17 protein-coding genes are annotated in these 24448 nt (G+C 73.1%); 9 read left to right on the top strand and 8 right to left on the bottom strand.

Annotated elements, in window-relative coordinates; genetic code table 11:
- Positions 1–33: 33 nt before the first annotated feature.
- From COO58_RS22605 to COO58_RS22595, 3 genes are all read left to right on the top strand, one after another.
- On the top strand, positions 34–1722 hold the full coding sequence (locus COO58_RS22605; protein WP_091571372.1) for a methylmalonyl-CoA mutase: 1689 nt from the start codon (positions 34–36) through the stop codon (positions 1720–1722).
- Between the two features lie 137 nt (positions 1723–1859).
- On the top strand, positions 1860–2777 hold the full coding sequence (locus COO58_RS22600) for a tetratricopeptide repeat protein (protein ID WP_098747092.1): 918 nt from the start codon (positions 1860–1862) through the stop codon (positions 2775–2777).
- Between the two features lie 63 nt (positions 2778–2840).
- Positions 2841–4052: an arginase family protein gene (locus COO58_RS22595; protein ID WP_098747090.1), complete on the top strand. Its 1212-nt coding sequence runs from the start codon at positions 2841–2843 to the stop codon at positions 4050–4052.
- Between the two features lie 17 nt (positions 4053–4069).
- On the opposite strand, the gene COO58_RS22590 is transcribed toward COO58_RS22595, so the two are convergent.
- Positions 4070–6034 (bottom strand): penicillin-binding transpeptidase domain-containing protein, encoded by a 1965-nt coding sequence (locus tag COO58_RS22590; protein WP_091571382.1) that lies wholly within the window; start codon positions 6032–6034, stop codon positions 4070–4072.
- 288 nt (positions 6035–6322) lie between these two features.
- Between COO58_RS22590 and COO58_RS22585 the strand changes: the two genes are divergently transcribed.
- A complete protein-coding gene (locus tag COO58_RS22585; protein WP_098747088.1) occupies positions 6323–11392 on the top strand; it encodes an NAD-glutamate dehydrogenase in 5070 nt (1689 codons plus the stop codon).
- Positions 11393–11455: 63 nt separating this feature from the next.
- On the opposite strand, the gene COO58_RS22580 is transcribed toward COO58_RS22585, so the two are convergent.
- The gene (locus COO58_RS22580; protein ID WP_176558940.1) at positions 11456–12289 is read right to left on the bottom strand and encodes a class F sortase; all 834 of its coding nucleotides are present in this window, start codon (positions 12287–12289) and stop codon (positions 11456–11458) included.
- Positions 12276–13403, bottom strand: a complete 1128-nt coding sequence (locus COO58_RS22575) for a hypothetical protein (protein ID WP_098747378.1) — start codon at positions 13401–13403, stop codon at positions 12276–12278. The genes COO58_RS22580 and COO58_RS22575 overlap by 14 nt, the downstream gene beginning before the upstream one ends.
- Positions 13404–14082: 679 nt before the next feature.
- Between COO58_RS22575 and COO58_RS22570 the strand changes: the two genes are divergently transcribed.
- Positions 14083–15885 (top strand): glycoside hydrolase family 6 protein, encoded by a 1803-nt coding sequence (locus COO58_RS22570; RefSeq protein WP_091571389.1) that lies wholly within the window; start codon positions 14083–14085, stop codon positions 15883–15885.
- Between the two features lie 106 nt (positions 15886–15991).
- Here COO58_RS22570 and COO58_RS22565 read toward each other — a convergent pair whose 3' ends face one another.
- From COO58_RS22565 to COO58_RS22545, 5 genes are all read right to left on the bottom strand, one after another.
- Complete coding sequence (locus tag COO58_RS22565) at positions 15992–16375, bottom strand: hypothetical protein (RefSeq protein WP_098747086.1); 384 nt, start codon at positions 16373–16375, stop codon at positions 15992–15994.
- Positions 16376–16461: 86 nt separating this feature from the next.
- A complete protein-coding gene (locus COO58_RS22560) occupies positions 16462–16785 on the bottom strand; it encodes a hypothetical protein (RefSeq protein ID WP_091571396.1) in 324 nt (107 codons plus the stop codon).
- Between the two features lie 16 nt (positions 16786–16801).
- Positions 16802–18457 (bottom strand): sodium:solute symporter family protein, encoded by a 1656-nt coding sequence (locus COO58_RS22555; RefSeq protein ID WP_098747084.1) that lies wholly within the window; start codon positions 18455–18457, stop codon positions 16802–16804.
- A 139-nt stretch (positions 18458–18596) separates the two neighbouring features.
- Positions 18597–19688, bottom strand: coding sequence for a hypothetical protein (locus COO58_RS22550; RefSeq protein ID WP_098747082.1), 1092 nt, complete (start codon positions 19686–19688; stop codon positions 18597–18599).
- Positions 19689–19701: 13 nt separating this feature from the next.
- Positions 19702–20295 carry a hypothetical protein gene (locus COO58_RS22545; protein ID WP_091571408.1) on the bottom strand — a complete coding sequence of 198 codons (594 nt, stop codon included), beginning with the start codon at positions 20293–20295 and terminating at the stop codon, positions 19702–19704.
- A gap of 303 nt (positions 20296–20598) precedes the next feature.
- Between COO58_RS22545 and COO58_RS22540 the strand changes: the two genes are divergently transcribed.
- The 4 genes from COO58_RS22540 to COO58_RS22525 are packed head-to-tail and all read left to right on the top strand — an operon-like array spanning position 20599 to position 24346.
- Positions 20599–22962: a nitrate- and nitrite sensing domain-containing protein gene (locus COO58_RS22540; protein WP_091571412.1), complete on the top strand. Its 2364-nt coding sequence runs from the start codon at positions 20599–20601 to the stop codon at positions 22960–22962.
- Positions 22962–23384: a roadblock/LC7 domain-containing protein gene (locus tag COO58_RS22535; RefSeq protein WP_091571415.1), complete on the top strand. Its 423-nt coding sequence runs from the start codon at positions 22962–22964 to the stop codon at positions 23382–23384. Before COO58_RS22540 ends, COO58_RS22535 begins: the two co-directional genes overlap by 1 nt.
- The gene (locus COO58_RS22530; RefSeq protein ID WP_091571419.1) at positions 23374–23763 is read left to right on the top strand and encodes a DUF742 domain-containing protein; all 390 of its coding nucleotides are present in this window, start codon (positions 23374–23376) and stop codon (positions 23761–23763) included. The genes COO58_RS22535 and COO58_RS22530 overlap by 11 nt, the downstream gene beginning before the upstream one ends.
- Complete coding sequence (locus COO58_RS22525; RefSeq protein WP_091571424.1) at positions 23744–24346, top strand: ATP/GTP-binding protein; 603 nt, start codon at positions 23744–23746, stop codon at positions 24344–24346. The genes COO58_RS22530 and COO58_RS22525 overlap by 20 nt, the downstream gene beginning before the upstream one ends.
- The last annotated feature ends 102 nt before the right edge of the window (positions 24347–24448 follow it).

Below are 24448 nucleotides of genomic sequence, written 5' to 3'. Positions count from 1 at the left end.
GTCTTCACGAGGACTCGAGGAGGAGCTCCGCGCATGGACGCTGACGAGATCGCCGCCGGCCGGGCCCGCTGGCAGGCCCGCTACGACGCCGCCCGCAAGCGCGACGCGGACTTCACCACGCTGTCCGGGCTGCCCGTGGAGCCGGTCTACGGCCCGCCCGAGGGCACCGCCTACCCGGGCTTCGAGCGGATCGGCTGGCCGGGCGAGTTCCCGTACACCCGGGGTCTGCATCCGACCGGTTACCGCGGGCGGACCTGGACCATCCGGCAGTTCGCCGGGTTCGGCAACGCCCGGCAGACCAACGAGCGCTACAAGATGATCCTCGGCGCCGGTGGCGGCGGGCTCTCCGTGGCCTTCGACATGCCGACGCTGATGGGCCGCGACTCGGACGACCCGCAGTCGCTCGGCGAGGTCGGCCACTGCGGCGTCGCGGTCGACACGGCCGCCGACATGGAGGTGCTCTTCGACGGCATCGACCTGGCCGCCGTGACCACCTCGATGACCATCTCCGGCCCGGCCGTGCCGGTCTTCTGCATGTACCTCGTCGCCGCCGAGCGGCAGGGCGCCGACCTGTCCACGCTGGACGGGACGCTCCAGACGGACATCTTCAAGGAGTACATCGCGCAGAAGGAGTGGCTCTTCGACCCCGAGCCGCACCTGCGCCTGATCGGCGACCTGATGGAGTACTGCGCCCGGGAGATCCCGCGCTACAAGCCGCTGTCGGTGTCCGGCTACCACATCCGTGAGGCCGGCTCGACCGCCGCGCAGGAGCTGGCGTACACCCTGGCCGACGGCTTCGGCTACGTCGAACTGGGCCTCTCGCGCGGGCTGGACGTCAACGTGTTCGCCCCCGGTCTGAGCTTCTTCTTCGACTCCCACGTGGACTTCTTCGAGGAGATCGCCAAGTTCCGGGCCGCCCGCCGGATCTGGGCCCGGTGGCTGCGCGACGTCTACGGCGCGACCAGCGAGAAGGCGCTCTGGCTGCGGTTCCACACGCAGACCGCCGGGGTGTCGCTGACCGCCCAGCAGCCGGTCAACAACGTGGTCCGGACCGCCGTGGAGGCGCTCGCCGCGGTGCTCGGCGGCACCAACTCGCTGCACACCAACGCGCTGGACGAGACGCTCGCCCTGCCCACCGACGAGTCGGCCGAGATCGCCCTGCGGACCCAGCAGGTGCTGATGGAGGAGACCGGGGTGGTCAACGTGGCCGACCCGCTCGGCGGCTCCTGGTACGTCGAGGCGCTCACCGACCGGATCGAGGCCGAGGCGGAGGAGATCTTCGCCCGGATCCGTCAGCTCGGCGGCGAGGGCCCGCACACCATCGGCCCGATGACCTCCGGCATCCTGCGGGGCATCGAGGACGGCTGGTTCACCGGGCACATCGCCGAGTCGGCGTTCGTCTACCAGCAGGCGCTGGAGAAGGGTGACAAGAAGATCGTCGGCGTCAACTGCCACACCGGCACGGTCGCCAAGGACCTGGAGATCCTGCGTATCTCGCACGAGGTGGAGCTGGAGCAGCGCCGGGTGCTCGCCGAGCGCAAGTCGGCCCGCGACGAGGCGGCGGTCACCGCCGCCGTCCGCCGGATGGTGGAGGTCTCCCGGACCGGGGAGAACATGATCCCGGCGATGCTGGACGCGGTCCGCGCCGAGGCCACCCTGGGCGAGATCTGCGACGCGCTGCGCGCCGAGTGGGGCGTCTACCGCGAGCCCGCCCGCTTCTAGTGCAAGGAGGGGCCCCTTCTTAACAGACGTCTGTTAAGAAGGGGCCCCTCCTTGCACCTCTGAGCAGGGGTGAGAGTCGCAACGTCGCCGTTGCGGGTGAGCGGCGTTCCGTGTGACACGTGCGAGACTAGACAACCATGAGCGACCCACGGATCACCTCGTCGATCTTCACCCGCGGCGCGGTCGACCTCAGCGCGCTGCGCACCCCCGCACCGGCCGACACCCCCTCCGCCACACCGTCACCGGGCGGTCCGCCCGCCGGGCTGCCGGGCAGCCCCGCCGGCACGGCCGCCGTGATCGACGTGACCGAGGCGAACATCCAGTCCGAGGTGCTCGAACGCTCGCTCTCCACACCGGTCGTGGTCTTCTTCGGCGCCGCCGGCTACCCGGAGAGCGACCAGTTCGCCCCGGTGCTGGAGCGGCTGGCCGCCGAGGGCGGGGGAGCGTGGCTCCTGGCCCGGGTCGACGTGCAGCAGCAGCCGCGGCTCGCGCAGATGTTCCAGCTCCAGACGTTGCCGACCACGTACGCCATCGTCGGCGGTCGCCCGGTCGACGCCTTCCCCGGCGTGGTGCCCGAGTCCCAGCTGCGCCAGTGGCTCCAGGCCGTGCTCAAGGCCGCCGGGGTCACCGTGGCCGAGCCCGAGGACCCGCGGCTCGACGCGGCCGACGACGCGCTCATGAGCGGTGACCTCGACGCCGCCGAGGCGGCGTACCGGAAGATCCTGGCCGAGTCCCCGGCGGACGCGGCGGCGGAGGCGGGCCTGGCGCAGGTCGGTCTGGCCCGCCGGGTGGCCGGCGCGGACCCGCAGGGCGCGCTCGACGCGGCCGCCGCCGCCCCCGACGACGTGGCGGCGCAGCTGCTGGCCGCGGACATCGAGGTGCTCAGCGGCCTGGCCGACCAGGCCTACCAGCGGCTGGTCGGCCTGGTCCGCCGGACCGCCGGCGACGAGCGGGACACGGTACGCCAGCACCTGCTCAGCCTGTTCACGATCGCCGGCCCGGACGATCCCGCCGTGGCCTCCGCCCGACGCGCCCTGGCCAGCGCGCTGTTCTGAGTTCGTCGCACACGTGCGGGCCGGCGCACCGCCGGCCCGCCCGACCACCGAGGACGGGAGCCCATGATGCGCCGGATCGCCGTCCTCGACGCGCCGACCAACCTCGGCCTGCGGCCGCCCACGCCCAGCTCCGTCCCGGGCTGCGGCAAGGCCCCCGGGGCGTTGCGCGACCACGGTCTGCTCGCCCGGTTGCGGGCCCGCGACGCCGGCTGCCTGACCCCGCCCCGCTACGACCCCGGCGACTGGCGGCCCGGCGACGGCGTCTGCCACGCGCCGGAGATCTCCGGATACTCCGTGGCGCTGGCCGACCGGATCGGCGCGATCATCGACCGCGGCGAGTTCCCGCTGGTGCTCGGCGGGGACTGCTCGGTGCTGCTCGGCTCGGCGCTGGCCATGCACCGGCTCGGTGAGGCGGTCGGCGGACGGATCGGGCTGGTCTTCGTCGACGGCCACTCCGACTTCCGGCACCCCGGCAACGCCTCGTACGTGGGCGCCGCCGCCGGGGAGGACCTGGCGCTGGTCACCGGGCGGGGGCAGCCCGACCTGGCGGCCATCGAGGGGCGACGCCCCTACTTCCGCGACATCGACGTGGTGGTGCTCGGCATCCGCGCGCAGGACGAGTACCGCCTCGACCTCCAGGCCGCCGGCATCACCACCCGTCCGGTGCCGGCGCTGCGCGCCGAGGGCGCGGCCCGGACCGCCCAGTGGGCGCACGAGCAGCTCGTCGACTGCGCCGGCTACTGGGTGCACATCGACGTGGACGTGCTCGACCCGGCCGTGATGCCGGCCGTGGACGCGCCCGACCCCGGCGGCATCGCCTTCGCCGAGCTGGAGATCCTGCTCGCCGGGCTGGTCGACACCCCGCACTGCCTCGGCGTCGAGCTGACCGTCTTCGACCCCGACTACGACCAGGACGGCGCGTACGCGGCGGAGATCGTGAACACGGTGGTGGCCGGGCTCGCCCCGGTGGTGGCCCCGGGCGCGGTACCGCCCCGGCTGCTGCCGGCCACCCCGCCGGCGCCGGCGCCCCGGGCGGGCAACGGCCGGCCGGAACGGGACCGGCTGTCCGCCCCCGTTGCCGTACCGGCCCCCGCCGTGGCCGTGGAGCCGATCGGCCCGGTTCCCACCGCCGACGGCCGCGGGCCGGACGACGTCGACGGCCGTCCGCCGGGCGAGCCCGTCGGTGACGACCGGTTGGGGCCGGGCCGCCTCCGGCGTCCGCCCGTCGAGGACGACGAACCGGCCGTGGACCGGCCGGGCATCGACGTCACCTGAGGACGCCGGCGCGCTGCTCAGCGGGCGAGGCCGCGCAGGAAGCGCTCGGCGATCGGCACCGCGCTCGTCGTGCTCGACCCGCCCTGCTCGACGAAGACGGCGAACGCCACGTCGCCCTGCCAGCCGACGAACCACGCGTGGGTGTGCGCCGGGTTGTTGTCGTACTCGGCGGTGCCGGTCTTGCCGTGCACCGGCTCGCCGGGCACCTTCGCCAGCGCCGTGCCGGTGCCGGACGTGACCACGCCGCGCATCATCGTCTTCAGCGCCGCGACGGACTCCGGCTTGAGCGCCGGTCCGGCCGGTGCGGGCTTCGCCGGCGCCGGGTCCAGCAGCAGCTTCGGCTGCTCCCAGCGGCCCCGCGCCACCGCCGCGGTGGCGCCGGCCATCGCCAGCGGACTCACCACGGTGGTGCCCTGGCCGATCGCGGCGGCGGCCTGCTCGGTGGGCCCACCGTTCGCGGAGACCTTGCCGGTGAACACGTCCGCGCCGAGGTCCCAGCCGGCCTCCAGACCGAGCGTACGGCCCGCCTGCGCGAGTCCGTCCGGGCCGAGCTTAGGCGCGAGCGCGGTGAAGGCGGTGTTGCAGGACTTGGCGAAGTCGGTGGCGAAGGGCACCGGGCCCAGCTCGAAGTTGTCGGAGTTCTTGAAGATCCGGCCGTCGACCTCGGAGGTCTTCGGGCAGTCCACCGTCGTCTGCGGGGTCACCGCGCCCCGGTCGAGCAGGCCGAGCGCGCTGACCATCTTGAACGTCGAGCCGGGCGGCACCTGGGCGGTGAAGGCGAGGTTCTCGCCGGCCGCGCCGGGCCCGTTCGCGGCGGCCAGCACGGCGCCGTCGCTGATCCGCACGGCGACCAGCGCCGAGCGCCGGGTCTGGCCGCGCAACGCGGCGTCGGCGGCGTTCTGGGTGGCCACGTCGAGCGTGGTCCTCACCGGCTGCCCGGCCTTCGGGTCGCTGCGGAACAGTTCGGCGCCGGTCGGTTCGGTGGCACCCTCCGGGGTGAGCCGCTCGGTGATCACGGTGATCCCGGGGACGCCGCGCAGGCGCTCGTCGTACCGGCCCTGCAGGCCGCCGTGGCCGACCAGGTCGCCGCGGGCGTACCGGTCGGGGTGGGCCTGGAGGTCGTCGGCCTGGGCCGGGTCGACCGAGCCGAGCAGCGCCCGGGCGAACTCGCGGGTCGGGGCGAGCATCAACTTGTCGGTGGGGAACCGGGTGCCGGGCAGCTCGTAGATCCGGGGCTTGATCTGCCGGTAGGCCTCCTCGCGGAGGGTCACCACCTCGACCTGCGCGTCCCGGTCCGCCTCCTTGAGGCGTCTGGGCAGGTCGCTCAGGTCGACCGGCGGGGTGAGCGCGGGCCGCACCGCCTTGAACGCGGCGTCCAGCCGGCGCACCAGGCCCGGCACGTCGGTGACCTCGCCGGGGGCGATCTGCACCCGGACCACCGGGCGCGGTGTGACGATCGGCTGGCCGGCGGCGTCCAGCACGCCGGCCCGCTGCGCCGCCTCCCGGCGCAGGGCGAGGCGGTCGCCCTCCTCCAGCTTCTCGTGCACCACGGCCGGCTCCCAGATCACCTGCCACCGGTCGTCGCCGCCGCGCTTGAGGCGCAGCGGGTTGTCGTAGGACCAGCGGACGCCACCGGGCAGCGGCCAGGTCAGCCGGACCCGGGCGGTCGCGATGTCGCCCTTGGTGGTGATCTCGCCGGTGCGCTCCAGGGCCGGTGGGTCGGCGGCCAGCTCGCCGGAGAGCGTCTTGAGTCGTTTCGTCACCTCGGCGGCCGGCACCCGCGCGCCGGTCGGCTCGACGAAGCCGACCGGTTGCAGGTCGCCGGAGCGCCAGCCGGTCAGGAACGCGTCGACGGCCTGCTCCGGCCCGTCCTCGCCGGAGCAGGCGGTCACCGCCCCGGCCGCCATCAGGACGGCGGCCGCCGTCGCGACCAGGCGGTGACGGGTGTGACGGCGGGGGCGGACGGGGTACGACACGGGCATGAAGCGGTCCCTCCGGTGCTCAACTGCCCTGCACGCTAGTACGACCCGCGGCTCCCCACCGTCCCGCCGCCTCGTCCGCCGGGGTGACACGCGGCGCTTGGCAGTGTGATGAACATCGCCAGTCGGGGTACTCCGCGACCGGCCGACCACGAACCCGCAACGGGTGAAAGGACAGAGTCCCGATCCGGACGTCCGGCCGGTGGTCCGCCGACGAAGGCACACAGCGGCAGGGCCTAGGCTGGGCGGCAGAGTGACCCACAACGCGGTGGGTCGAGGGGAGTGGCACCGATGGACCGGCGTCCGGCGATCAAACCGGGACCCGACCTCCGGCAGGCTGACACCAGCCGGGACGATGACAGCTTCGATTCGGCGACCGACGGGGACGGTTACGGCCGTCTCGACACAGGAGTGACCGGGATGACCGGTTCCAGCATCGACACCCTCTACGACCTGGGTCTGCCCGCGCAGGCGCTGGCCGACGAGTCCGAGGACGCCGAGCTGGACGAGCCCGTACCCAACGCGGAGCGCCTGGTCGCCCAGGCGGTGGCGCTGGCCGGCGACGACCACGACGCGGCCACCCTGGTGGACCGGTTCTGGCGGTTCGCGCCGGACGAGGAGTTGATCGGCTTCACCGCCGAGGAGATGTTGGAGGCGGCCCGGGCCCACCGGGACCTGGCCCAGCAGCGGGTGCCGGGCGAGCTGAAGCTGCGCATCCACGAGCCGGACGCCGAGCAGCACCACACGGTCGTCGAGATCGTCACCGACGACATGCCGTTCCTGGTCGACTCGGTCACCGCGCTGCTGAACTCCCGTCACCTCGACGTGCACCTGCTGGTGCACCCGCTGGTCGTGGTCCGGCGCGAGCCGCTGGGTCGGCTCACCGAGGTCTCCGCCGACGTGGAGCCGGACGACGCGATCGCCGGTGACCTGGTCGAGAGCTGGATGCGGATCGAGATCGACCCGGTGCGCGACCCGGCCGAGCGGGAGGCGCTGCGCCGCGAGTTGCAGCGGGTGCTGACCGACGTGCGGGAGGCCGTCGAGGACTGGCCCAAGATGCGGCAGCGGGCGCTGGCGCTCGCCGACGAGCTGGCCGCCGCCCGGACGTCGGACAACCGGCCGCCGGTGCCGGAGAAGGACATCACCGACTCGGTGGAGCTGCTGCGGTGGCTCGCCCACGACCACTTCACGTTCCTCGGCTACCGGGAGTACCGGCTGGTCGACACCGACGGGACGGGCGGCGGCGGGCAGGCCCTCGAAGCCGTCCTCGGCACCGGGCTGGGCATCCTGCGCTCGGACTCGCCGGAGGCCCGGTCGCTCAACTCGATGACGCCCGAGGCGCACGAGAAGGTGCTGGAGAAGCGCCTGCTCATCATCACCAAGGCCAACTCGCGGGCCACCGTGCACCGGTCGGCCTACCTGGACTACATCGGCTTCAAGATCTTCAACGAGGCCGGCGAGGTGGTCGGGGAGCGTCGGTTCCTCGGCCTGTTCTCCACCGCCGCGTACCGGACCAGCGTGCAGGAACTGCCGGTGGTGCGCCGCAAGGTCGCCGAGGTGCTGGACCGCTCGGGCCTGAGCCTGCGCAGCCACTCCGGCAAGGACCTGCTCCAGATCCTGGAGACCTACCCGCGCGACGAGCTGTTCCAGATCAAGACCGACGACCTCTACCACGCGGTGATCGGCGTGCTGCGGATGGCCGGCCGCCGGCAGCTGCGGGTCTTCCTGCGCCGCGACGCGTACGGGCGGTTCATCTCCTGCCTGATCTACCTGCCGCGGGACCGGTTCACCACGCAGAACCGGTTGCGCATGCAGGACATCCTGCTGCGCGAGCTGAACGGCGTCGGCGTCGACTACACCACCCGGGTGACCGAGTCGATGCTGGCCCGGGTGCACTTCATCGTCCGCACCGACCCGAACAACCCGCCCGGCGAGATCGACGCCGACCTGCTGGCCGAGGAGCTGGCGGACGCCACCCGGCTCTGGGACGACGACTACCGGCTGGTGCTGGAGCGCAAGCTCGGCGACGAGCAGGCCAAGCACCTGTTCAGCCGGTACGCCGACGCGTTCCCGGAGGGCTACAAGGACGGGCACACGCCGTACGAGGCGATGAAGGACCTGGCCAAGCTGGAGCTGCTGGAGGAGCCCGGCCAGCTGGAGATGCACCTGTTCCGCAAGCAGCTGGCGCCCCGCCCGTACGCCGCCGGTCGCGCCGCCGAGGCCGACGAGGCCATGGACGTGCGGTTCAAGGTCTACCGGTACGGCGAGCCGATGATGCTCTCCGCCGTGCTGCCGGTGCTGCACTCGCTCGGCGTGAAGGTGGTCGACGAGCACCCGTACGAGGTGGAGCGCGTCGACGGCCGGATCTGGCTCTACGACTTCGGTCTGGAGCTGCCCGAGCGGCACCAGGACCTGGCCGAGGTGCGGCCGCACGTGGAGAACGCGTTCGCCGCCGCGTGGCGGGGTGAGGCCGAGGTGGACGGCTTCAACGAGCTGGTGCTGCGGGCCGGGCTCACCTGGCGGCAGGTGGTCGTGCTGCGGGCGTACGCGAAGTACCTGCGGCAGGCCGGCACCGTGTTCTCCCAGGAGTACATGGAGCAGACGTTCATCGCGTACCCGCGGATCGCCGGGCTGCTGGTGGAGCTGTTCGAGACCCGGTTCGCGCCCGGCGCGACCACGCTGGACGAGCGCCGGCAGCGCAGCGGCGAGCTGGTCGAGGCGATCGGCGAGGCGCTGGACGAGGTGGCCAGCCTGGACCAGGACCGGATCCTGCGCGCCTACCTGACGCTGATGCAGGCCACGCTGCGCACCAGCTTCTACCAGAAGCCGGTGGGCGGGCGGCCGAAGGCGTACGTGGCGTTCAAGCTGGACCCGCAGGCGATCCCGGATCTGCCGGCGCCGCGACCCAAGTTCGAGATCTTCGTCTACTCGCCCCGGTTCGAGGGCGTGCACCTGCGGTTCGGGCCGGTGGCCCGGGGCGGCCTGCGCTGGTCCGACCGGCGCGAGGACTTCCGCACCGAGGTGCTCGGCCTGGTCAAGGCGCAGATGGTCAAGAACGCGGTGATCGTGCCGGTGGGCGCCAAGGGCGGCTTCGTGCTCAAGCAGAAGCCGGGCGACCGGGACGAGGCGGTGGTCTGCTACAAGGAGTTCATCTCCGCGCTGCTCGACGTCACGGACAACATCGTCAGCGGCGAGATCGTGCCGCCGGTCGACGTGGTCCGGCACGACGGCGACGACCCCTACCTCGTGGTGGCGGCGGACAAGGGCACGGCCACGTTCTCCGACATCGCCAACGAGATCTCCACCGCGCACAACTTCTGGCTGGGCGACGCGTTCGCCTCCGGCGGCTCCGCCGGCTACGACCACAAGAAGATGGGCATCACCGCCCGGGGCGCCTGGGAGTCGGTGAAGCGGCACTTCCGCGAGCTGGGCCACGACACCCAGACCCAGGACTTCACCGTGGTCGGCGTCGGCGACATGTCCGGCGACGTGTTCGGCAACGGCATGCTGCTGTCGAAGCACATCCGGCTGCTCGCCGCCTTCGACCACCGGCACATCTTCCTGGACCCGGACCCGGACGCGGCCCGCTCCTGGGACGAGCGCAAGCGGTTGTTCGACCTGCCCCGGTCGTCGTGGGAGGACTACGACGCCGAGCTGATCTCGGCCGGCGGCGGCATCTACCCGCGTACCGCGAAGTCGGTGCCGATCACGCCGCAGGTGCGCGCGGTGCTCGGCCTCGACGACGACGTCACGCAGCTCAGCCCGCAGGAGCTGATGAAGGCGATCGTCACCGCGCCGGTGGACCTGTTCTGGAACGGCGGCATCGGCACCTACGTGAAGGCGTCGACGCAGACCAACGCCGAGGTCGGGGACAAGTCCAACGACGCCATCCGGGTGGACGGCCGTGCCCTGCGCTGCCGGGTGGTCGGCGAGGGCGGCAACCTGGGCTTCACCCAGCAGGGCCGGATCGAGTACGCCTCCGGCGGTGGCCGCATCTACACCGACTTCATCGACAACGCGGCCGGGGTCGACTGCTCCGACCACGAGGTGAACATCAAGATCCTGCTCAACACCGCGGTCGCCGACGGTGAGCTGGACCGGCCGGAGCGCGACGAGCTGCTGGCCCAGATGACCGACGAGGTCGCCGAGCTGGTGCTGCGGGACAACTACGACCAGGCCCGGGCCGTCAACAACGCCCAGGCGCAGGCCGCCTCGCTGCTCCCGGTGCACCGACGCATGATCAACGAGCTGGAGCGCTCCGGCGCGCTGGACCGGGCGTTGGAGGCGCTGCCGCCGGACGAGGAGCTGGCGGTCCGCGCCGAGAACGGGCTGACCGCGCCGGAGTTCGCGGTGCTGCTCGCGTACGTGAAGATCGTGCTGGAGCGCGAGATCGTCGGCGAGGGACTGGCGGACGAGGAGTGGACGACCGACGTCCTGGTCAACTACTTCCCGACCCCGCTGCGGCAGCGCTTCGCCGACCGGATGGGCCGGCACCGGCTGCGTCGGGACATCGTCACCACGGTCCTGGTCAACGAGGCGATCAACCGGGGCGGCATCTCGTTCGTCTTCCGGGTGGTCGAGGAGACGGCGGCCTCCGCGGCCGACGTGCTGCGGGCGTACGTGGTGGTCCGCGAGGTGTTCGGGCTGGGCGAGCTGTGGAACGCGGTCGAGGCGTTGGACAACAAGGTCTCGCCCGAGTTGCAGACCGCCGTCTACCTGGACACCCGGCGGCTGCTCGACCGCGCGGTGCGCTGGCTGGTGACCAACCGGCGCTCGCCGATCGACGTGCCGGCGGAGATCGCCCGGTTGCGCGACGGGGTGACCCGGCTCCTGCCGGACCTGGAGCACCTGTTCTGGGGCACCGAGCGGGAGGCGATCGCGGCGCACATCGAGTCGCTGGTCGGCAAGGGGCTGCCGCGTGACCTGGCCGAGCAGGCGACCCGCCTGATGTACAGCTTCGGCCTGCTCGACATCGTCGAGACCGCGCAGACGACCGGGCGGGACGTGAGCGAGGTGGCCTCGGTCTACTTCGTGCTCAGCGACCGGTTCCGGGTGGACGCCCTGCTGTCGAAGATCTCCCTGCTGCCCCGGGAGGACCGGTGGCAGACCCTGGCCCGGATGGCGCTGCGCTACGACCTGTACGCCGCGCTGGCCGCGCTCACCGCGGAGGTGCTCGGGTCCACCCCGGACAGCCTCCCGCCGGCGGAACGGGTGCAGGAGTGGGAGCAGGCGAACGCGACCTCGATCCACCGGGCCCACCGGGCGATGGGGGAGTTCGACGAGTCCCGCGCCGACCTGTCCGCGCTGTCCGTGCTGCTGCGTCAGATCCGTACCCTGGTCCGGACCTCGGCGGCGGCCTGACCGCTTCCGTCCGCGCGTGGCCCGGTGGTCGGGGAACCGACCGCCGGGCCACGGCCGTTCGCGCTACGCGGTCATCCGGGCGTAGACGACGATGTTGTTCAGGTAGCTGCCGGCGGTCCGGTCGAACACCCCGCCGCAGGTGACCACCCGCAGGCCGGGCACGTCGGACGGGCCGTAGACCTGCTCCGCCGGGAACGCGGTCTTCGGGTACGACCGGACCTCGTCCACGGTGAACGTGGCGGTCGAGCCGTCCTGCCGGACGACGGCGATGGCGTCGCCCGGCACCAGCGCGCCCAGGTTGAAGAAGACCGCCGGGCCGAGCTGGGCGGAGTCGACGTGCCCGACGACCACGGCGTTGCCGACCTCGCCGGGACTGGCGCCGGGTGAGTACCAGCCGGCCTTCATCGCCTGGTCCAACGGAGGCACCTGGACTGTGCCGTCCGGGTTGGTGCCGAGCGTCATGATCTCGGCCCGCACCCCGATCCGGGGGATCGAGATGGTGGTCGGCGCCGACCGGGGCAGCGCGACCGGCGCGGCGACCGGCGCGGCCGGTGAACCCGGAACGGCCGGTGTGCCGGAGACGGCCGGTGCCGGCGGGGTGGCGGCCGCCGGGGTGGGGGAGCCGACGGCGGCGTCGGGCGGCGTGACCGGCACGTCGGGGGAGGACGTCTCCTCCGCTGTCGGGTCGAGGTCGGCGTCGGGGACCGGGTCGGTGGCGACCGGCCCGGCCTGCGCGATCGGTTGCGGCGGGGTGGGAGGCGGGACGGTCCGCACGGACGCGCCGATCAGCCCGGCGCCCACCATGGCGAGCAGGACGACGACGGCCGCGCCGGCGGCACGCCACGGTCTCCCGTGACGGCCGCCGGCCCGGGTCGTCGTCCGATCAGACGAGGCCACCGGCCCGCCGCCGGCGCAGCAGCACCAGGCCGCCCAGCGCCGCGGCGCCGATCATGCCCGCGCCACCGGTGGCGAGACCGCGGTCCACGCCGGTGGTGGCCATCCCGCCGTCACCGCCGTCGACGCCACCGCGGGGCAGGACCACCAGCTCACCCTCGCCGCAGGAGCCCCTGAGCTCGTAGCGGCCCGGGCGGGCGTGCTCGGAGACGGTGGCCTCGCCGTAGTAGACGAAGTCCTTCCCGTGCTCCCAGCCGGCCTCGTCGTCCCCGCGGCCGTACTCGTCCCCGCCACGGCCGTACTCGCCGCCGGACTGCCAGTCCTTGCCGTGCTCGTCCTTGGCGTAGTCGTCCTTGCCGTGGTCGTCCTTGCCGTCCTGCCAGGCGCCGTGCTCGTCCTTGGCGTCCCGGCCGTGGCCGTCCTTGCCGTCCTTGCCGTGCTCGTCCATCGCCCAGTCGGCGGCGTCCCGGCCCGGCTGTTCCTTCTCCCAGCCCGGTTCGGCGTCCTGGCCGTACTCCTCGTGGCCCTGCCAGTCGGCCTGGTCGCCGTGGTCGGCGGCCACTCCGCCGCCCATGCCACCGGGCTGGCCGCCCGGCTGCGGCACGTCGGCCGGCGGCTGCGGCATGCCGTTGCCACCCGGGCCGTGCTCGTCCTTGCCCTGGTCGCCCTTGCCCTGCTCGCCCTTGCCGTGGTCGTCCTTGCCCTGCTCGCCCTTGCCGTGGTCGTCCTTGCCCTCGGGGCCCTTGCCGTGGTCGTCGCGACCGTGCCCGTCCTTGCCGTCGGGGCCCTGGTCGGCGTCCCAGCCCCCGTCGGACCAGTCGCCGCCCTTGTCGGACCAGTCACCACCCTTGTCCGACCAGTCGCCGTGCTCGCCGTCACGGGCCGGGTGGAGGTCGACCTTGCCGGTCACCTTCGACCAGACGGAGGCGTGCTCCTGGGGCTCGGAGCAGATCTCGAGCAGTTCGACGGTGTCACCCGCCTTGACCACGTGCGGCTTGGCGATGACCTTCCCCTCGTCGTGTCCGCCCGCGTAGGCCATCCCCGGGGTGAACACGAGAAGGCCCGCGCCGCCCAGAGCGGCACCCGCGACGACCTTCCCGAGCATCTTCTTAGCCATGACCAGCGTCACTCCATCCCTGTTCGTCCTGAGCCCGACGTCAGTCGAGCTACCGCCGACGTTAGACCTTTTCGCGACTTATTCGGGGAAAGATTCGTTTTTAGGAGTTTGCCGATGATGTACCGATGCTGGTGCTAAGCCGCCTGAGGTCCGATGTGCGTGCGTCCGGGCCCGCCCCGCCCTGCTGCCCCGTTCGCGCTGCTTCTCCAACCACCCCCTGCGTCCTGCTCGCTGGGACGGTCGTTCCGCATTGCGGACAAGCTGGAGATCTTGGTACGGCGAAGCCCCCCTGGGGGCCGTTTCGTACCAGGATCTCGCCGCGCGGGCCGCGCGAGCCGCGCGGGCCGCGCGAGCCCGCGTAGGGCATGCCGGGAGATAGGGTCGGAGAGGCGTATCGAGGCATTGCCATGGAAGCGCTCCCATGCAAGAATCGCTGCACGCGGTTCGGGGAGCCACACCGCGAGCTGAGGCGTCGAGGGCAACCGGTCTCACCGGGCGACGTCGGGCTCCCATCGGCCGGTCCTGCGGACCGGTCGGCACCACCACCACCTCACGCCCGTCCGGGTCGGGCGTCCCCCGAAGAAACCCGTGGCGCGCACGGCCGTTCCCGCAGGACGACCGCCGCCGCCATTCCGCCGGGCCGTACGCGGATCCGGTCTCGCCCAAGGAGATCAGTGGCATGAATCTGTGGAGAAGGCTGTCCGGCCGGAGCCGGACGCTCGCGCTCACCGGCGCCGGCGTCCTCGTGGCCGGCGGGCTGGTGACCCTCCCGGTCACCGCGGCTCAGGCCGCGACCCAGTGCAGCGTGGACTACACCACCAACGACTGGAGCGGTGGCTTCACCGCCAACGTGGTCATCAAGAACCTCGGTGACCCGCTGAGCTCGTGGACCCTCGGCTTCACCTTCCCGAACAGCTCGCAGCGCGTGCAGCAGGGCTGGTCGGCGAAGTGGTCGCAGACCGGTCAGAACGTGACCGCGCAGAACGAGTCCTACAACGGCTCGCTGGCCACCGGCGCCAGCACCAACATCGGGTTCAACGGCGCGTGGAGCGGCAGCAACCCGAAGCCGACCCAGTTCACCCTGAACGGCACGGTCTGCAACGGCGGCACGCCGCCCACCACGACCCCGCCGACCACCACCCCGCCGACGACGACGCCGCCCACCACGACGCCGCCGACCACCACCCCGCCCACCACGACCCCGCCGACCACGACCCCGCCGGGGCAGAAGGTCGACAACCCGTACGCCGGGGTGAAGGGGTACGTGAACCCGGAGTGGAAGGCCAAGGCCGAGTCGGTCGCCGGTGGCAACCGGGTGTCGAACAACCCGACCGCGGTCTGGCTCGACCGGATCGCCGCCATCAACGGCACCACCGGCAGCAGCTCCAACGGCGCGATGGGGGTCCGTGACCACCTGGACGCCGCGCTCGCCCAGGGCGCCGGCTACATCCAGTTCGTCATCTACAACCTGCCCGGCCGGGACTGCTCCGCGCTGGCCTCCAACGGCGAGCTGGGCCCGGACGAGCTGCCGCGCTACAAGTCCGAGTACATCGACCCGATCGCCGCGATCCAGGGCGACGCGAAGTACAAGAACCTGCGCATCGTCAACATCATCGAGATCGACTCGCTGCCCAACCTGGTGACCAACACCTCGGGCAACCCGGGCGGCACCGCGATGTGCGACACGGTCAAGGCCAACGGCGCCTACGTCAACGGCGTCGGCTACGCGCTGGCGAAGCTCGGCGCGATCGGCAACGTCTACAACTACATCGACGCCGCGCACCACGGCTGGATCGGCTGGGACAGCAACTTCGGCCCGGTCGCCGACCAGCTCAAGGCCGCCGCCGTCGCGTCCGGCAGCACGGTGCGCAACGTGCACGGCTTCATCGTCAACACCGCCAACTACTCGGCGCTCAAGGAGCCGTACGTCAAGGTCACCGACTCGGTGAACGGCCAGACCGTGCGGCAGTCCAAGTGGATCGACTGGAACCAGTACGTCGACGAGCTGTCGTTCGCCCAGGCGTTCCGGCAGAAGCTGGTCTCGGTCGGCTTCGACAGCACCATCGGCATGCTGATCGACACCTCCCGCAACGGCTGGGGCGGCTCCGCCCGGCCCACCGGTGCCGGCCCGCTGACCAGCGTGGACGCGTACGTCGACGGGGGTCGGGTCGACCGCCGCTACCACACCGGCAACTGGTGCAACCAGGCCGGCGCGGGCCTCGGCGAGCGGCCGAAGGCCAACCCGGAGCCGGGCATCGACGCCTACGTGTGGGTGAAGCCGCCGGGTGAGTCGGACGGCTCCAGCAAGGAGATCCCGAACAACGAGGGCAAGGGCTTCGACCGGATGTGCGACCCGACGTACACCGGTAACGCCCGCAACGGGAACAACCTCTCCGGCGCCCTGCCGGACGCGCCGATCTCCGGCGCGTGGTTCCCGGCCCAGTTCGCGCAGCTGATGCAGAACGCCTACCCGGCGCTCTGAGTCACCGCCGGACCACCCGCGGCGGCGGGAGTGAGGCACCGCCGCGCGGGTTCCCCGGGCCCCTGGTCGACGCCCACGTCGGCCAGGGGCCCCCGGCCGTCCGGGGTCAGGGGACCGTACGCTCGATCGCCGCCCGGCCCAGCTCGGCCAGGTCCTGGCGGGCCCGTTCCAGGTTCTCCGGGGTCATGTCCTGACCCCGGGCCCGCACCAGGTCCTCCGGTTCCCACGGCTGCTCCGCGCCGGTGCGGATGTTGTCCCCGCCGGCGCCCGTGCCGGTGCCGGTCGCACCGGTGCCGGCCGCGTAGGGGTCGCCGATGATGTCCGGCGCGCCGGTGTCGGCCACCGCGCCGTCCGGCTCGGTGAAGGTCGGGTTGTCCGGGTCGGTGCCGCCGGTACGCAGCTGCGGCACCGTGCTGTCGTCGTCCACCGCCGCCGCCACCTCGGGGGTCTCCTCCAGCGGCCGCTCGCCACCGCGGTCACGATCGGTCATGCTGCTGCCCTCCTGTCCCACTGCGTGATCCCCGGCGTACCCCGTGCGGGCCCGGCCATGCCGACCGGGCGCGACAGCCCGCCGGATCAGGACTCGTCCGGCCCGGGCTCCGGCGCCTCGGTCGGGCTCAGTCGCTGCCACAGCAGCATGAGCAGCCCGAAGACCAGCATCACCGCGCCGGCCCACAGGTTGATCCGGACGCCCTGCGCCTTGTCGATCTCGGCCGAGGAGTCGAAGAGTCCCATCAGCCCGACGATCAGGCCGTACACGACGAACAGCCCGCCGATCACCCGGCGGATGTCGAACAGCCGGGCCGCCGCCGAACGCGCCTCCCGGGCGTCCTCGGTCTCGTCCACCAGCGGGTCGTGGGCCTCGCCGCCCTGGTAGTGGCGGTCCTCGTTGTCTGCCATGGCGTGGGTCCCTTCCTCAGAAGACCGGGATGTAGAAGAGGGCGGCCAGGATCACGGCGACGACGCCGAGCAGCACCGGCGAGCGGTACCAGGCCGCGTCGCCGGCCAGCGAGTCGTCGGCCAGCGTGGTGTCGCTGCGGCCGTACACCAGCCCGGTCAGCTCGCTGTCGGTCTTCGGCCGGGTCAGCGGCGTGACGATCGCGGCCACCACCGCGACGGTCACGAAGGCCAGGCCCGCGCCCCAGAAGCTCTCCTCCAGGTCCGAGTTGAAGCTGATCACGCCGGTCTTGTAGAGCACGTAGGTGGCGATCGCCACCACCGTGCCGGACAGCAGCGACCAGAAGCCGGCCAGCGCGCTCATCCGCCGCCAGAACATGCCGATGATGAACGTGCCGAAGAGCGGGGCGTTGAAGACCGAGAAGAGCGCCTGGATGTAGTTCATGATGTTGCTGAAGCCGGCCGCGATGAACGCGGTGCCGATGCCGACCACCACGGCCACGACCGTGGCGATCCGGCCCACCTTCACGTAGTACCCGTCCGGCCGGTCCCGCCGGAAGTACGCCTGCCAGATGTCGTACGTGAAGACGGTGTTGAAGCCGCTGACGTTGGCCGCCATGCCGGCCATGAACGAGGCCACCAGGCCGGTGACCGCGATGCCGAGCACGCCGTTGGGCAGCAGATCACGCATGAGCAGCGGGATGGCGTTGTTGTAGACCAGGTCGCCCTGGTCGGCGCCGAGCCCCTTGACCGTGATCAGGGCGATCAGGCCGGGGATCACGGTGACCACCGGGATCAGCAGCTTCGGGTACGCCGCGATGATCGGGGTCCGCCGGGCGGCGCTCATGTTGCGTGCCGACAGCGCGCGCTGCACCTCGGCGAAGTTGGTGGTCCAGTAGCCGAAGGAGAGCACGAAACCGAGGCCGAAGACGATGCCCAGCCAGTGCGCGCCGAGGGGATTGTCGGTGCTGCCGGTGCCCTGCCAGGCGTGCAGGCCGGCCTCGCCGAGCTTGGACTCCCGTACCGCGTCCATCAGCCCGTTCACGCCGCCGACCTTGACCAGGCCGATCACCGTGATCGGCACCAGGCCGGCGATGATCACGAAGAACTGGAGCACCTCGTTGTAGATCGCGCCGGAGAGGCCGCCGACCGTGATGTACGCCAGCACGATCACCGCGCCGACCACGATCGCGACCCAGAGCGGCCAGCCCAGCAGCGCCTGCATGATCAGCGCCAACGCGTAGAGGTTCACGCCCGCGATCAGCACCTGGGCGACCGCGAAGCTGATCGCGTTGAGCAGGTGGGTCGGGCGGTTGAAGCGCAGCCGCAGGTACTCCGGGACGCTGCGGACCTTCGAGCCGTAGTAGAAGGGCATCATCACGATGCCGAGGAAGACCATCGCCGGCACGGCGCCGATCCAGTAGTAGTGGACCGTCATGATGCCGTACTGGGCGCCGTTGGCGGCCATGCCGATGATCTCCAGCGCGCCCAGGTTCGCCGAGACGAACGCCAGGCCGGTGACCCAGGCGGGCAACGACCGCCCGGAGAGGAAGAAGTCCACGCTGGTCTTGATGGCGCGGCGGGCGGCGAAGCCGACACCCAGCACCGTGACGAAGTAGAGCGCCAGGATCAGGTAGTCCAGGGCGTTCATGTTCAACCGTAGGCCGCTACCCATGCCTGTAGCTCCCCTCGTGTGGGTGCGTGCTGCGCCCGCAGGTACCCCGATTGCGCAATTTCATGCCTCCTGCGTGGTCCGCCGGGCACGACGGAGCCCCGGCCGTCGGCGGCCGGGGCTCCGGGGCAGGTCGGGCGCCTCAGCGGCCCAGCACGCGGTCCAGGAAGTCGCGGTAGCCGCGCACGGCCACCCGGAGCTGCTCGGTGTCGGTCGAGCCGGACTCCTGCCAGGCGCCGAGCCGGGTGCGCTGCTCCCGCAACGCCGTGGCCAGCGCCTCGATCGCCTCCTCGACCAACGACTCGGCCTCGCCGACCGCGGCGCGCGGGTCGTCCACGAAGCGCAGCTGGACATCGCGCCAGCGGTCCCGGAAGCCCTGCGCGGCCTCCGGGGCGAACAGCGTCGCCGCGTCCGCCGGCACCGCGCCCGGGGTGGGCCGGTCCGCGCCGGCCAGCGCCGTGCCCGAGCCGGCCGCGCCGACCGCCGCCGCGCCCGCCGCCGCCGTGGCGGTGTCCGGGTCGACGGTGTGGTGCCGGCCGCCGTCCGCGTCCGCGGGCACCGGCTCGCTGTCCGGATCGACCAGACCGGGCTCGGCGCTGCCGTACCCGACCGCGCCGTCCGCCGGCGCGCCGTCCCGGACCACCGCGTCGGTGGACCTGTCGTCACGGACCGCGTCGGCGCCCGGGCCGGCGTCGGAGTGCTCCGCCTCCCAGCGGTCCCGGTCGTGCAGCCGGTCCCCGGCGGTCGGGTCGGCCCGCTCGTCGTCCAGCGGCTCGGTGCGGCCGGGCGCGCCGTCACCCGGAACGGCGGTGTCCTCGTCGCGCGCGTCCCGCTCGTCCTGCGGCCGGCCGCTCGCCAGCGCCGACGCGGCCACCGCGTCGCCCACCGTGGCCGCCCCGAACGTGGTCGGCAGCGGCGCCGGCTCGTGGAACTCCGGCCGGCCGTCGTCGTCGCGCGTGGTGTCGGTGTCGTCCGTCCGGTCGGCCGCGTCCCGCAGCTCCCCGGCGTCGTACCCGCGGGTCTCGTCGAGGTCCGCGTCCCGCCGGTCGGTCACGGCCGGGTCGTCGAAGGTGCCCCGGTCGTCCAGCGCGTCCTCGGGCACGTCGGCCCGGTCCGCGCGGTCGGCCCCCGGCCGGTCGGCGTCGGTGTGGTCACCCGGCGGGGGGACCGGCACCGGCGCGGACCGTACGGCCTCGGGGTGGTCCTGTGTGACCTGCTGCTCTTCCTGGCGCATGGCGGCGGCCTCCTCAGCGGCTCGTGGCGTCGTGCTCGTGGTCGGGGTGGCGCTGCTCCGGCGGCTGCTGGCCGACCGGGTCCTCGCCGAGCAGGTCGGCGAAGAGGGCCCGGTAGTGCACCAGCGCCTGCCGGAGGTCCTCGGTGCCGGCCTCGCCGCGCTCGTTGCGCTGCCGGATCTCGTGGGCGTCGCGGTAGTGGGTCAGGGTGCGGGCGTGCTCGACGGAGAGGTGGGCGATCTGGTCCGAGAAGTCCCCGGTGGGGTATCCGCGCTCGGCGATCAGGTGGCCGACCAGTTCGTCGGCGTCGCCGACGGTCTCCGCCGGCGAGTCGACGAAGCGCACCTGGATCTCCTCCCAGGCGGCGGCGTACCGGGCCCGGGACTCCGGGCTCAGCGGGGTCAGCTCCAGCTCGGCGTGCCGGCGCTCGCGCTCGCGCAGCTCACGCTCGGCGGCGCCCCGGCTGTCCTGCTCGGCGACGACCCGGTCGTACTCCGGGCCGAAGCGCTGCTTGAGGGCCCGCCGGCGGTTGGCGACCACGGCGAGCGCGACCAGCGCGGCGATGACGGCGACGACGATGACTATGACGACTACCTGGGTGGGCGACATGGCTCCTCCTTCGCCCGCAGGTATTCCCTCCTGCGGGTGATCGCCAATCCCGTTCCGGAGCACTTTCCGCCGCGGTCCGTGGGAGCCGGCGGCTCGGCGACGCCCTAACGGCGCGCGGCCGGAGTCCATCGGTGTCCGGCGTGACCGTTCCGGACCGTAGTGAGCGGCGAGACGGCCGGTAGTGCATCCGTCCGGGATTACGTATCCTGCCCAAGGCGTCCGGGTCGGGGCCCGGCGTCGTGGCCGGCGATCTGGCGGCCGCTGCCGGCGCCACCCAGCGACACCTTCCCGGGCGAGGTCTGATTGAACACCCGCGACTGGCCGATCCGCGCCAAGCTGACCGCGCTGGTCATCGGCCCGGTGACCGGGCTGCTGGCGCTGTGGATCTTCGCCACCACGCTCACCTTCGGCCCCGCCCTCGACCTGCTCGCCGCGCGTACCCTCCTCTACGACCTCGGCCGCCCGGGCGAGACCGTGGTCGCCGAGCTGCAACGGGAACGGCGGCTCTCGGTGGTCCAGCTCGCCGGTGACGCCGCCCTGCCGGAGCTGGGCGAGCAGCGGGAGCGCACCGACCGGGCAGTGGCCGAGCTGCGCCGCCGGATCGACGGCGAGGACCTGCGCGACGCGGCCGACGACCAGCTCGACGCCCGGCTCGACCAGCTGGGCTCGGCGCTGGAGGCGCTGCCCGCGGGGCGGGCCTTCATCGACGACCGGAAGGTGGACCGGGCCGGCGCGGTCGGCCTCTACAGCGGGATGGTCGGTTCCGCCTTCCAGGCGTTCTCCGCCATGGCCGCGCTGCCCGACGTGCAGCTCAACCGGGAGGCGTCGGCGCTCACCGCGCTGGGCCGCTCCCGCGAGCTGCTGGGCCAGGCCGACGCGCTGCTCGCCGGCGCGGTCACGGCCGGCCGGTACGCCGAGGGCGAGCACGAGCAGCTCGTGCGCACCGTCGAGAACCAGCGCTTCCTGGCCGAGAACGCGGTCGCCGACCTGCCGCCCGACGAGCGCACCGGCTACCAGCGGCTGACCGAGGGCCCGGGCTTCCTCCGGCTGCGCGCCCTGCAGGACACCCTGATCCGCTCCGCCGAGCTGCCCGCCCGGTTCGACGTCCGGGCCTGGGAGAGCAGCCACACCGAGGTCTGGCAGGGACTGCGGGACTTCGAGCTGCGCGGCGCGGACAGCCTGGCCGAACGGTCGGTGCCGATGGCCGTGCGCATCCTGGTCCAGCTCGCCGCCGCCGGGGTGCTGGGCCTGGTGGCCGTCGTGGTCTGCGTCCTGGTGGTGCTGCGGGTCGGTCGGTCGCTGGCGCACCGGCTGACCGGCGTGCGGGGCGCCGCGACCGACATGGCCGAGCGGCGGCTGCCCGACGTGGTCGCCCGACTGCGCCGGGGCGAGGAGGTCGACGTCGACCGGGAGGCCCCCGAACTCGACCACGGCGGCGACGAGATCGGCCAGGTGGCGCGCGCCTTCAACGAGGTGCGGCGGACCGCGGTGCGGGCCGCGGTGGACGAGGTCACCCTGCGCCGCGGGTTCAACGAGGTCATCCTCAACCTGGCCCGCCGCAGCCAGGGCCTGGTGCACCGGCAGTTGGCGCTGCTGGACCGGCTGGAGCGCCGCACCGAGGACCCGGACGAGCTGGCCGGGCTGTTCCAGGTCGACCACCTGGCCACCCGGCTGCGCCGGCACGCCGAGGACCTGGTCATCCTCGCCGGCGCCGCGCCGGGGCGCGGCTGGCGCCGCCCGGTCGCCGCGGTGGACGTGATGCGCGGGGCGATCTCCGAGGTCGAGGCGTACGACCGGGTCGACGTGGGCGAGGTGCAGTCCGCCGGGGTCCTCGGCCGGGCCGTCGGTGACGTGATCCACCTGCTCGCTGAGCTGATCGAGAACGCCACCGCGTTCTCCCCGCCGGGCACCCGGGTGGACGTCACCGGCCGGACCGTCCCGGGCGGTTACGCCATCGACATCACCGACCGGGGCCTGGGCATGTCACCCCCGGCACTGGCGGCGGCCAACCGCAAGCTGGCCGCGCCACCGGAGTTCGACCCGGCCGACAGCGCCCGGCTGGGCCTGTTCGTGGTGGCCCGGCTGGCCGCCCGGCACGGGGTCCGGGTGGAGCTGCGACCGGCCGGGCCGGCCGGCACGACCGCCTCGGTGCTCGTCCCCTCCGATCTGATCACCGACGAGCCGCCGGTCGGCGCGGACGCCACGCCGGCCGGGCCGGAGCGGCGGCGGATGGCGAAGGTGACCCGGCTGACCACGGTCCCGCGGGGGCGGCCGGGCCGGCCGAACCGGGACCGCTCCGAGCCGACCGTGGTGCCGTTGCCGACGGCCCGCGCGTCGACCGTGGAACCGCCGGCCGACGGTGACGGGCTGCCCCGCCGGGTGCGTCGGCGCGGGCCGACGGCGCGTCCCCGGGCGGCCGTCACCGACGTGCCGGCCCACCGGACGCCGGAGGAGGCCCGGCGGGCCATGTCCGCGTTGCAGGCGGGCACCGCCCGGGGGCGTCGGGACGGCTCCCGCACCGTCGGCGGCCCGTCCGCCGCCCGGCTGCGGGACGCCTCCGCCGCCGAGCCGGCCGAGACCGGTACGCCGTCCACCGCGCCGGAGCCGGCGACGGAGCCCTCTTCGCCGGCGCCGGACCATCGAACCGCGACTGAGAGGGACGCCTAGTGGTGCACACGACGCGGCAGAACGCCGATCTCGACTGGCTGCTCGACGACCTGGTGGAACGGGTCCCCGCCGCCCGCCAGGCGGTGGTCCTCTCCGCGGACGGGCTCCTGCTCGGCGCCTCCGCCGACCAGGACCGTGCCGACGCGGAGCACCTCTGCGCGCTGGCGTCCGGCTTCTCCGGCCTGGCCAAGGGGGCCACCCGGCACCTGGGCGGCGGCGCGGTCCGCCAGACGGTGGTGGAGATGGAGTCGGCGTACCTGTTCGTCACGGCCGCCGGGCAGGGCGCCTGCCTCGCCGTGGCCAGCGACGCCGACGCCGACATCGGCCTGGTGGCGTACGAGATGGCGATGCTGGTGATCCGCGTCGGGGAGAATCTGGCCGCACCGGCCCGGGCCGTGGGGGAGCCGACCGATGCGCGCTGAGTCCCCGGGCCCCCAGCACGAGTGGCTGGACGCCGACGCGGGCCCGGTGGTCCGCCCGTACACGCTCACCGGTGGGCGGGTGCGCCCCCCGGTCGACGGCTTCGACCTGCTGGCCTTCGTGCTGACCACGCCGGCGGCCGAGCCGGCCGGCGCGCCCGGTCTGCAGCCGGAGCACCGCCGCCTGGTCGAGCTGGCCCGGCGGCCGAAGGCCGTCGCCGACCTCGCCGCCGACCTGGACCTCGCCGTCGGCGTGGTCCGGGTGCTGCTCGGCGACCTCCTCGCCCACGGGTTCGTCGCGGTGCACCGTCCCCCGGCCACCGCGTACCTGCCCGACGACAACATCCTCAAGGCGGTGGTCAGTGGACTCCGTGCGCTTTGACCGGGAGCCGGCCGCGTCGCGGTTGCCGCTGGCCCTGAAGATCCTCATCGCCGGCGGTTTCGGCGCCGGCAAGACGACGCTGGTCAGCGCGTTGAGCGAGGTGCGGCCGCTGCAGACCGAGGAGGTGCTGACCGGGGCGGGTCTCGGCACCGACGACGTCTCCGGGGTGGAGCAGAAGTCGACCACCACCGTGGCCATGGACTTCGGCCGGATCACCATCAACGACGACCTCCAGGTCTATCTGTTCGGCACCCCGGGCCAGGACCGGTTCTGGTTCCTCTGGGACGAGCTGGCCTTCGGGGCGCTGGGCGCGGTGGTGCTCGCCGACACCCGCCGGCTGGCCGACTGCTTTCCCTCGATCGACTACTTCGAGCAGCGGGGCGTCCCCTTCGTGGTGGGGGTGAACTGCTTCGAGGGCTCCCGGCGGTTCGGGCTGGAGGCGGTGCGGGACGCCCTGGACCTCGATCCGGACGTTCCGCTGGTGCTCTGCGACGCCCGGGACCGGCAGTCCGGCAAGCTGGTGCTGATCTCGCTGGTCGAGCACGTCGCGCGGCAGCGCGGCGAGCCGGTGCCGGTGGGCTGAGCGCCGCCCCGTCCTGGATCCGGTCCGCGAATCACGAGTGACCGGGCGGTTCTCCGGGAAGCCTCTGGTGGGATCGCGGCAGGATCGGCGGAAGGTGGGAGC

It is taken from the genome of Micromonospora sp. WMMA1996 (assembly GCF_002573675.1).
In the GTDB taxonomy this organism is placed as follows: domain Bacteria; phylum Actinomycetota; class Actinomycetes; order Mycobacteriales; family Micromonosporaceae; genus Micromonospora; species Micromonospora sediminicola.
This window is presented reverse-complemented; position numbering and strand designations above follow the sequence as displayed.

Coding starts and splice junctions, on each gene's coding strand:
- COO58_RS22600 (WP_098747092.1), top strand. CDS start 1,860: ATGAGCGACCCACGGATCACCTCGTCGATCTTCACCCGCGGCGCGGTC.
- COO58_RS22555 (WP_098747084.1), bottom strand. CDS start 18,457: ATGGGTAGCGGCCTACGGTTGAACATGAACGCCCTGGACTACCTGATC.
- COO58_RS22575 (WP_098747378.1), bottom strand. CDS start 13,403: ATGGCTAAGAAGATGCTCGGGAAGGTCGTCGCGGGTGCCGCTCTGGGC.
- COO58_RS22545 (WP_091571408.1), bottom strand. CDS start 20,295: ATGTCGCCCACCCAGGTAGTCGTCATAGTCATCGTCGTCGCCGTCATC.
- COO58_RS22550 (WP_098747082.1), bottom strand. CDS start 19,688: ATGCGCCAGGAAGAGCAGCAGGTCACACAGGACCACCCCGAGGCCGTA.
- COO58_RS22595 (WP_098747090.1), top strand. CDS start 2,841: ATGATGCGCCGGATCGCCGTCCTCGACGCGCCGACCAACCTCGGCCTG.
- COO58_RS22585 (WP_098747088.1), top strand. CDS start 6,323: ATGGACCGGCGTCCGGCGATCAAACCGGGACCCGACCTCCGGCAGGCT.
- COO58_RS22560 (WP_091571396.1), bottom strand. CDS start 16,785: ATGGCAGACAACGAGGACCGCCACTACCAGGGCGGCGAGGCCCACGAC.
- COO58_RS22565 (WP_098747086.1), bottom strand. CDS start 16,375: ATGACCGATCGTGACCGCGGTGGCGAGCGGCCGCTGGAGGAGACCCCC.
- COO58_RS22605 (WP_091571372.1), top strand. CDS start 34: ATGGACGCTGACGAGATCGCCGCCGGCCGGGCCCGCTGGCAGGCCCGC.
- COO58_RS22590 (WP_091571382.1), bottom strand. CDS start 6,034: ATGCCCGTGTCGTACCCCGTCCGCCCCCGCCGTCACACCCGTCACCGC.
- COO58_RS22570 (WP_091571389.1), top strand. CDS start 14,083: ATGAATCTGTGGAGAAGGCTGTCCGGCCGGAGCCGGACGCTCGCGCTC.
- COO58_RS22530 (WP_091571419.1), top strand. CDS start 23,374: ATGCGCGCTGAGTCCCCGGGCCCCCAGCACGAGTGGCTGGACGCCGAC.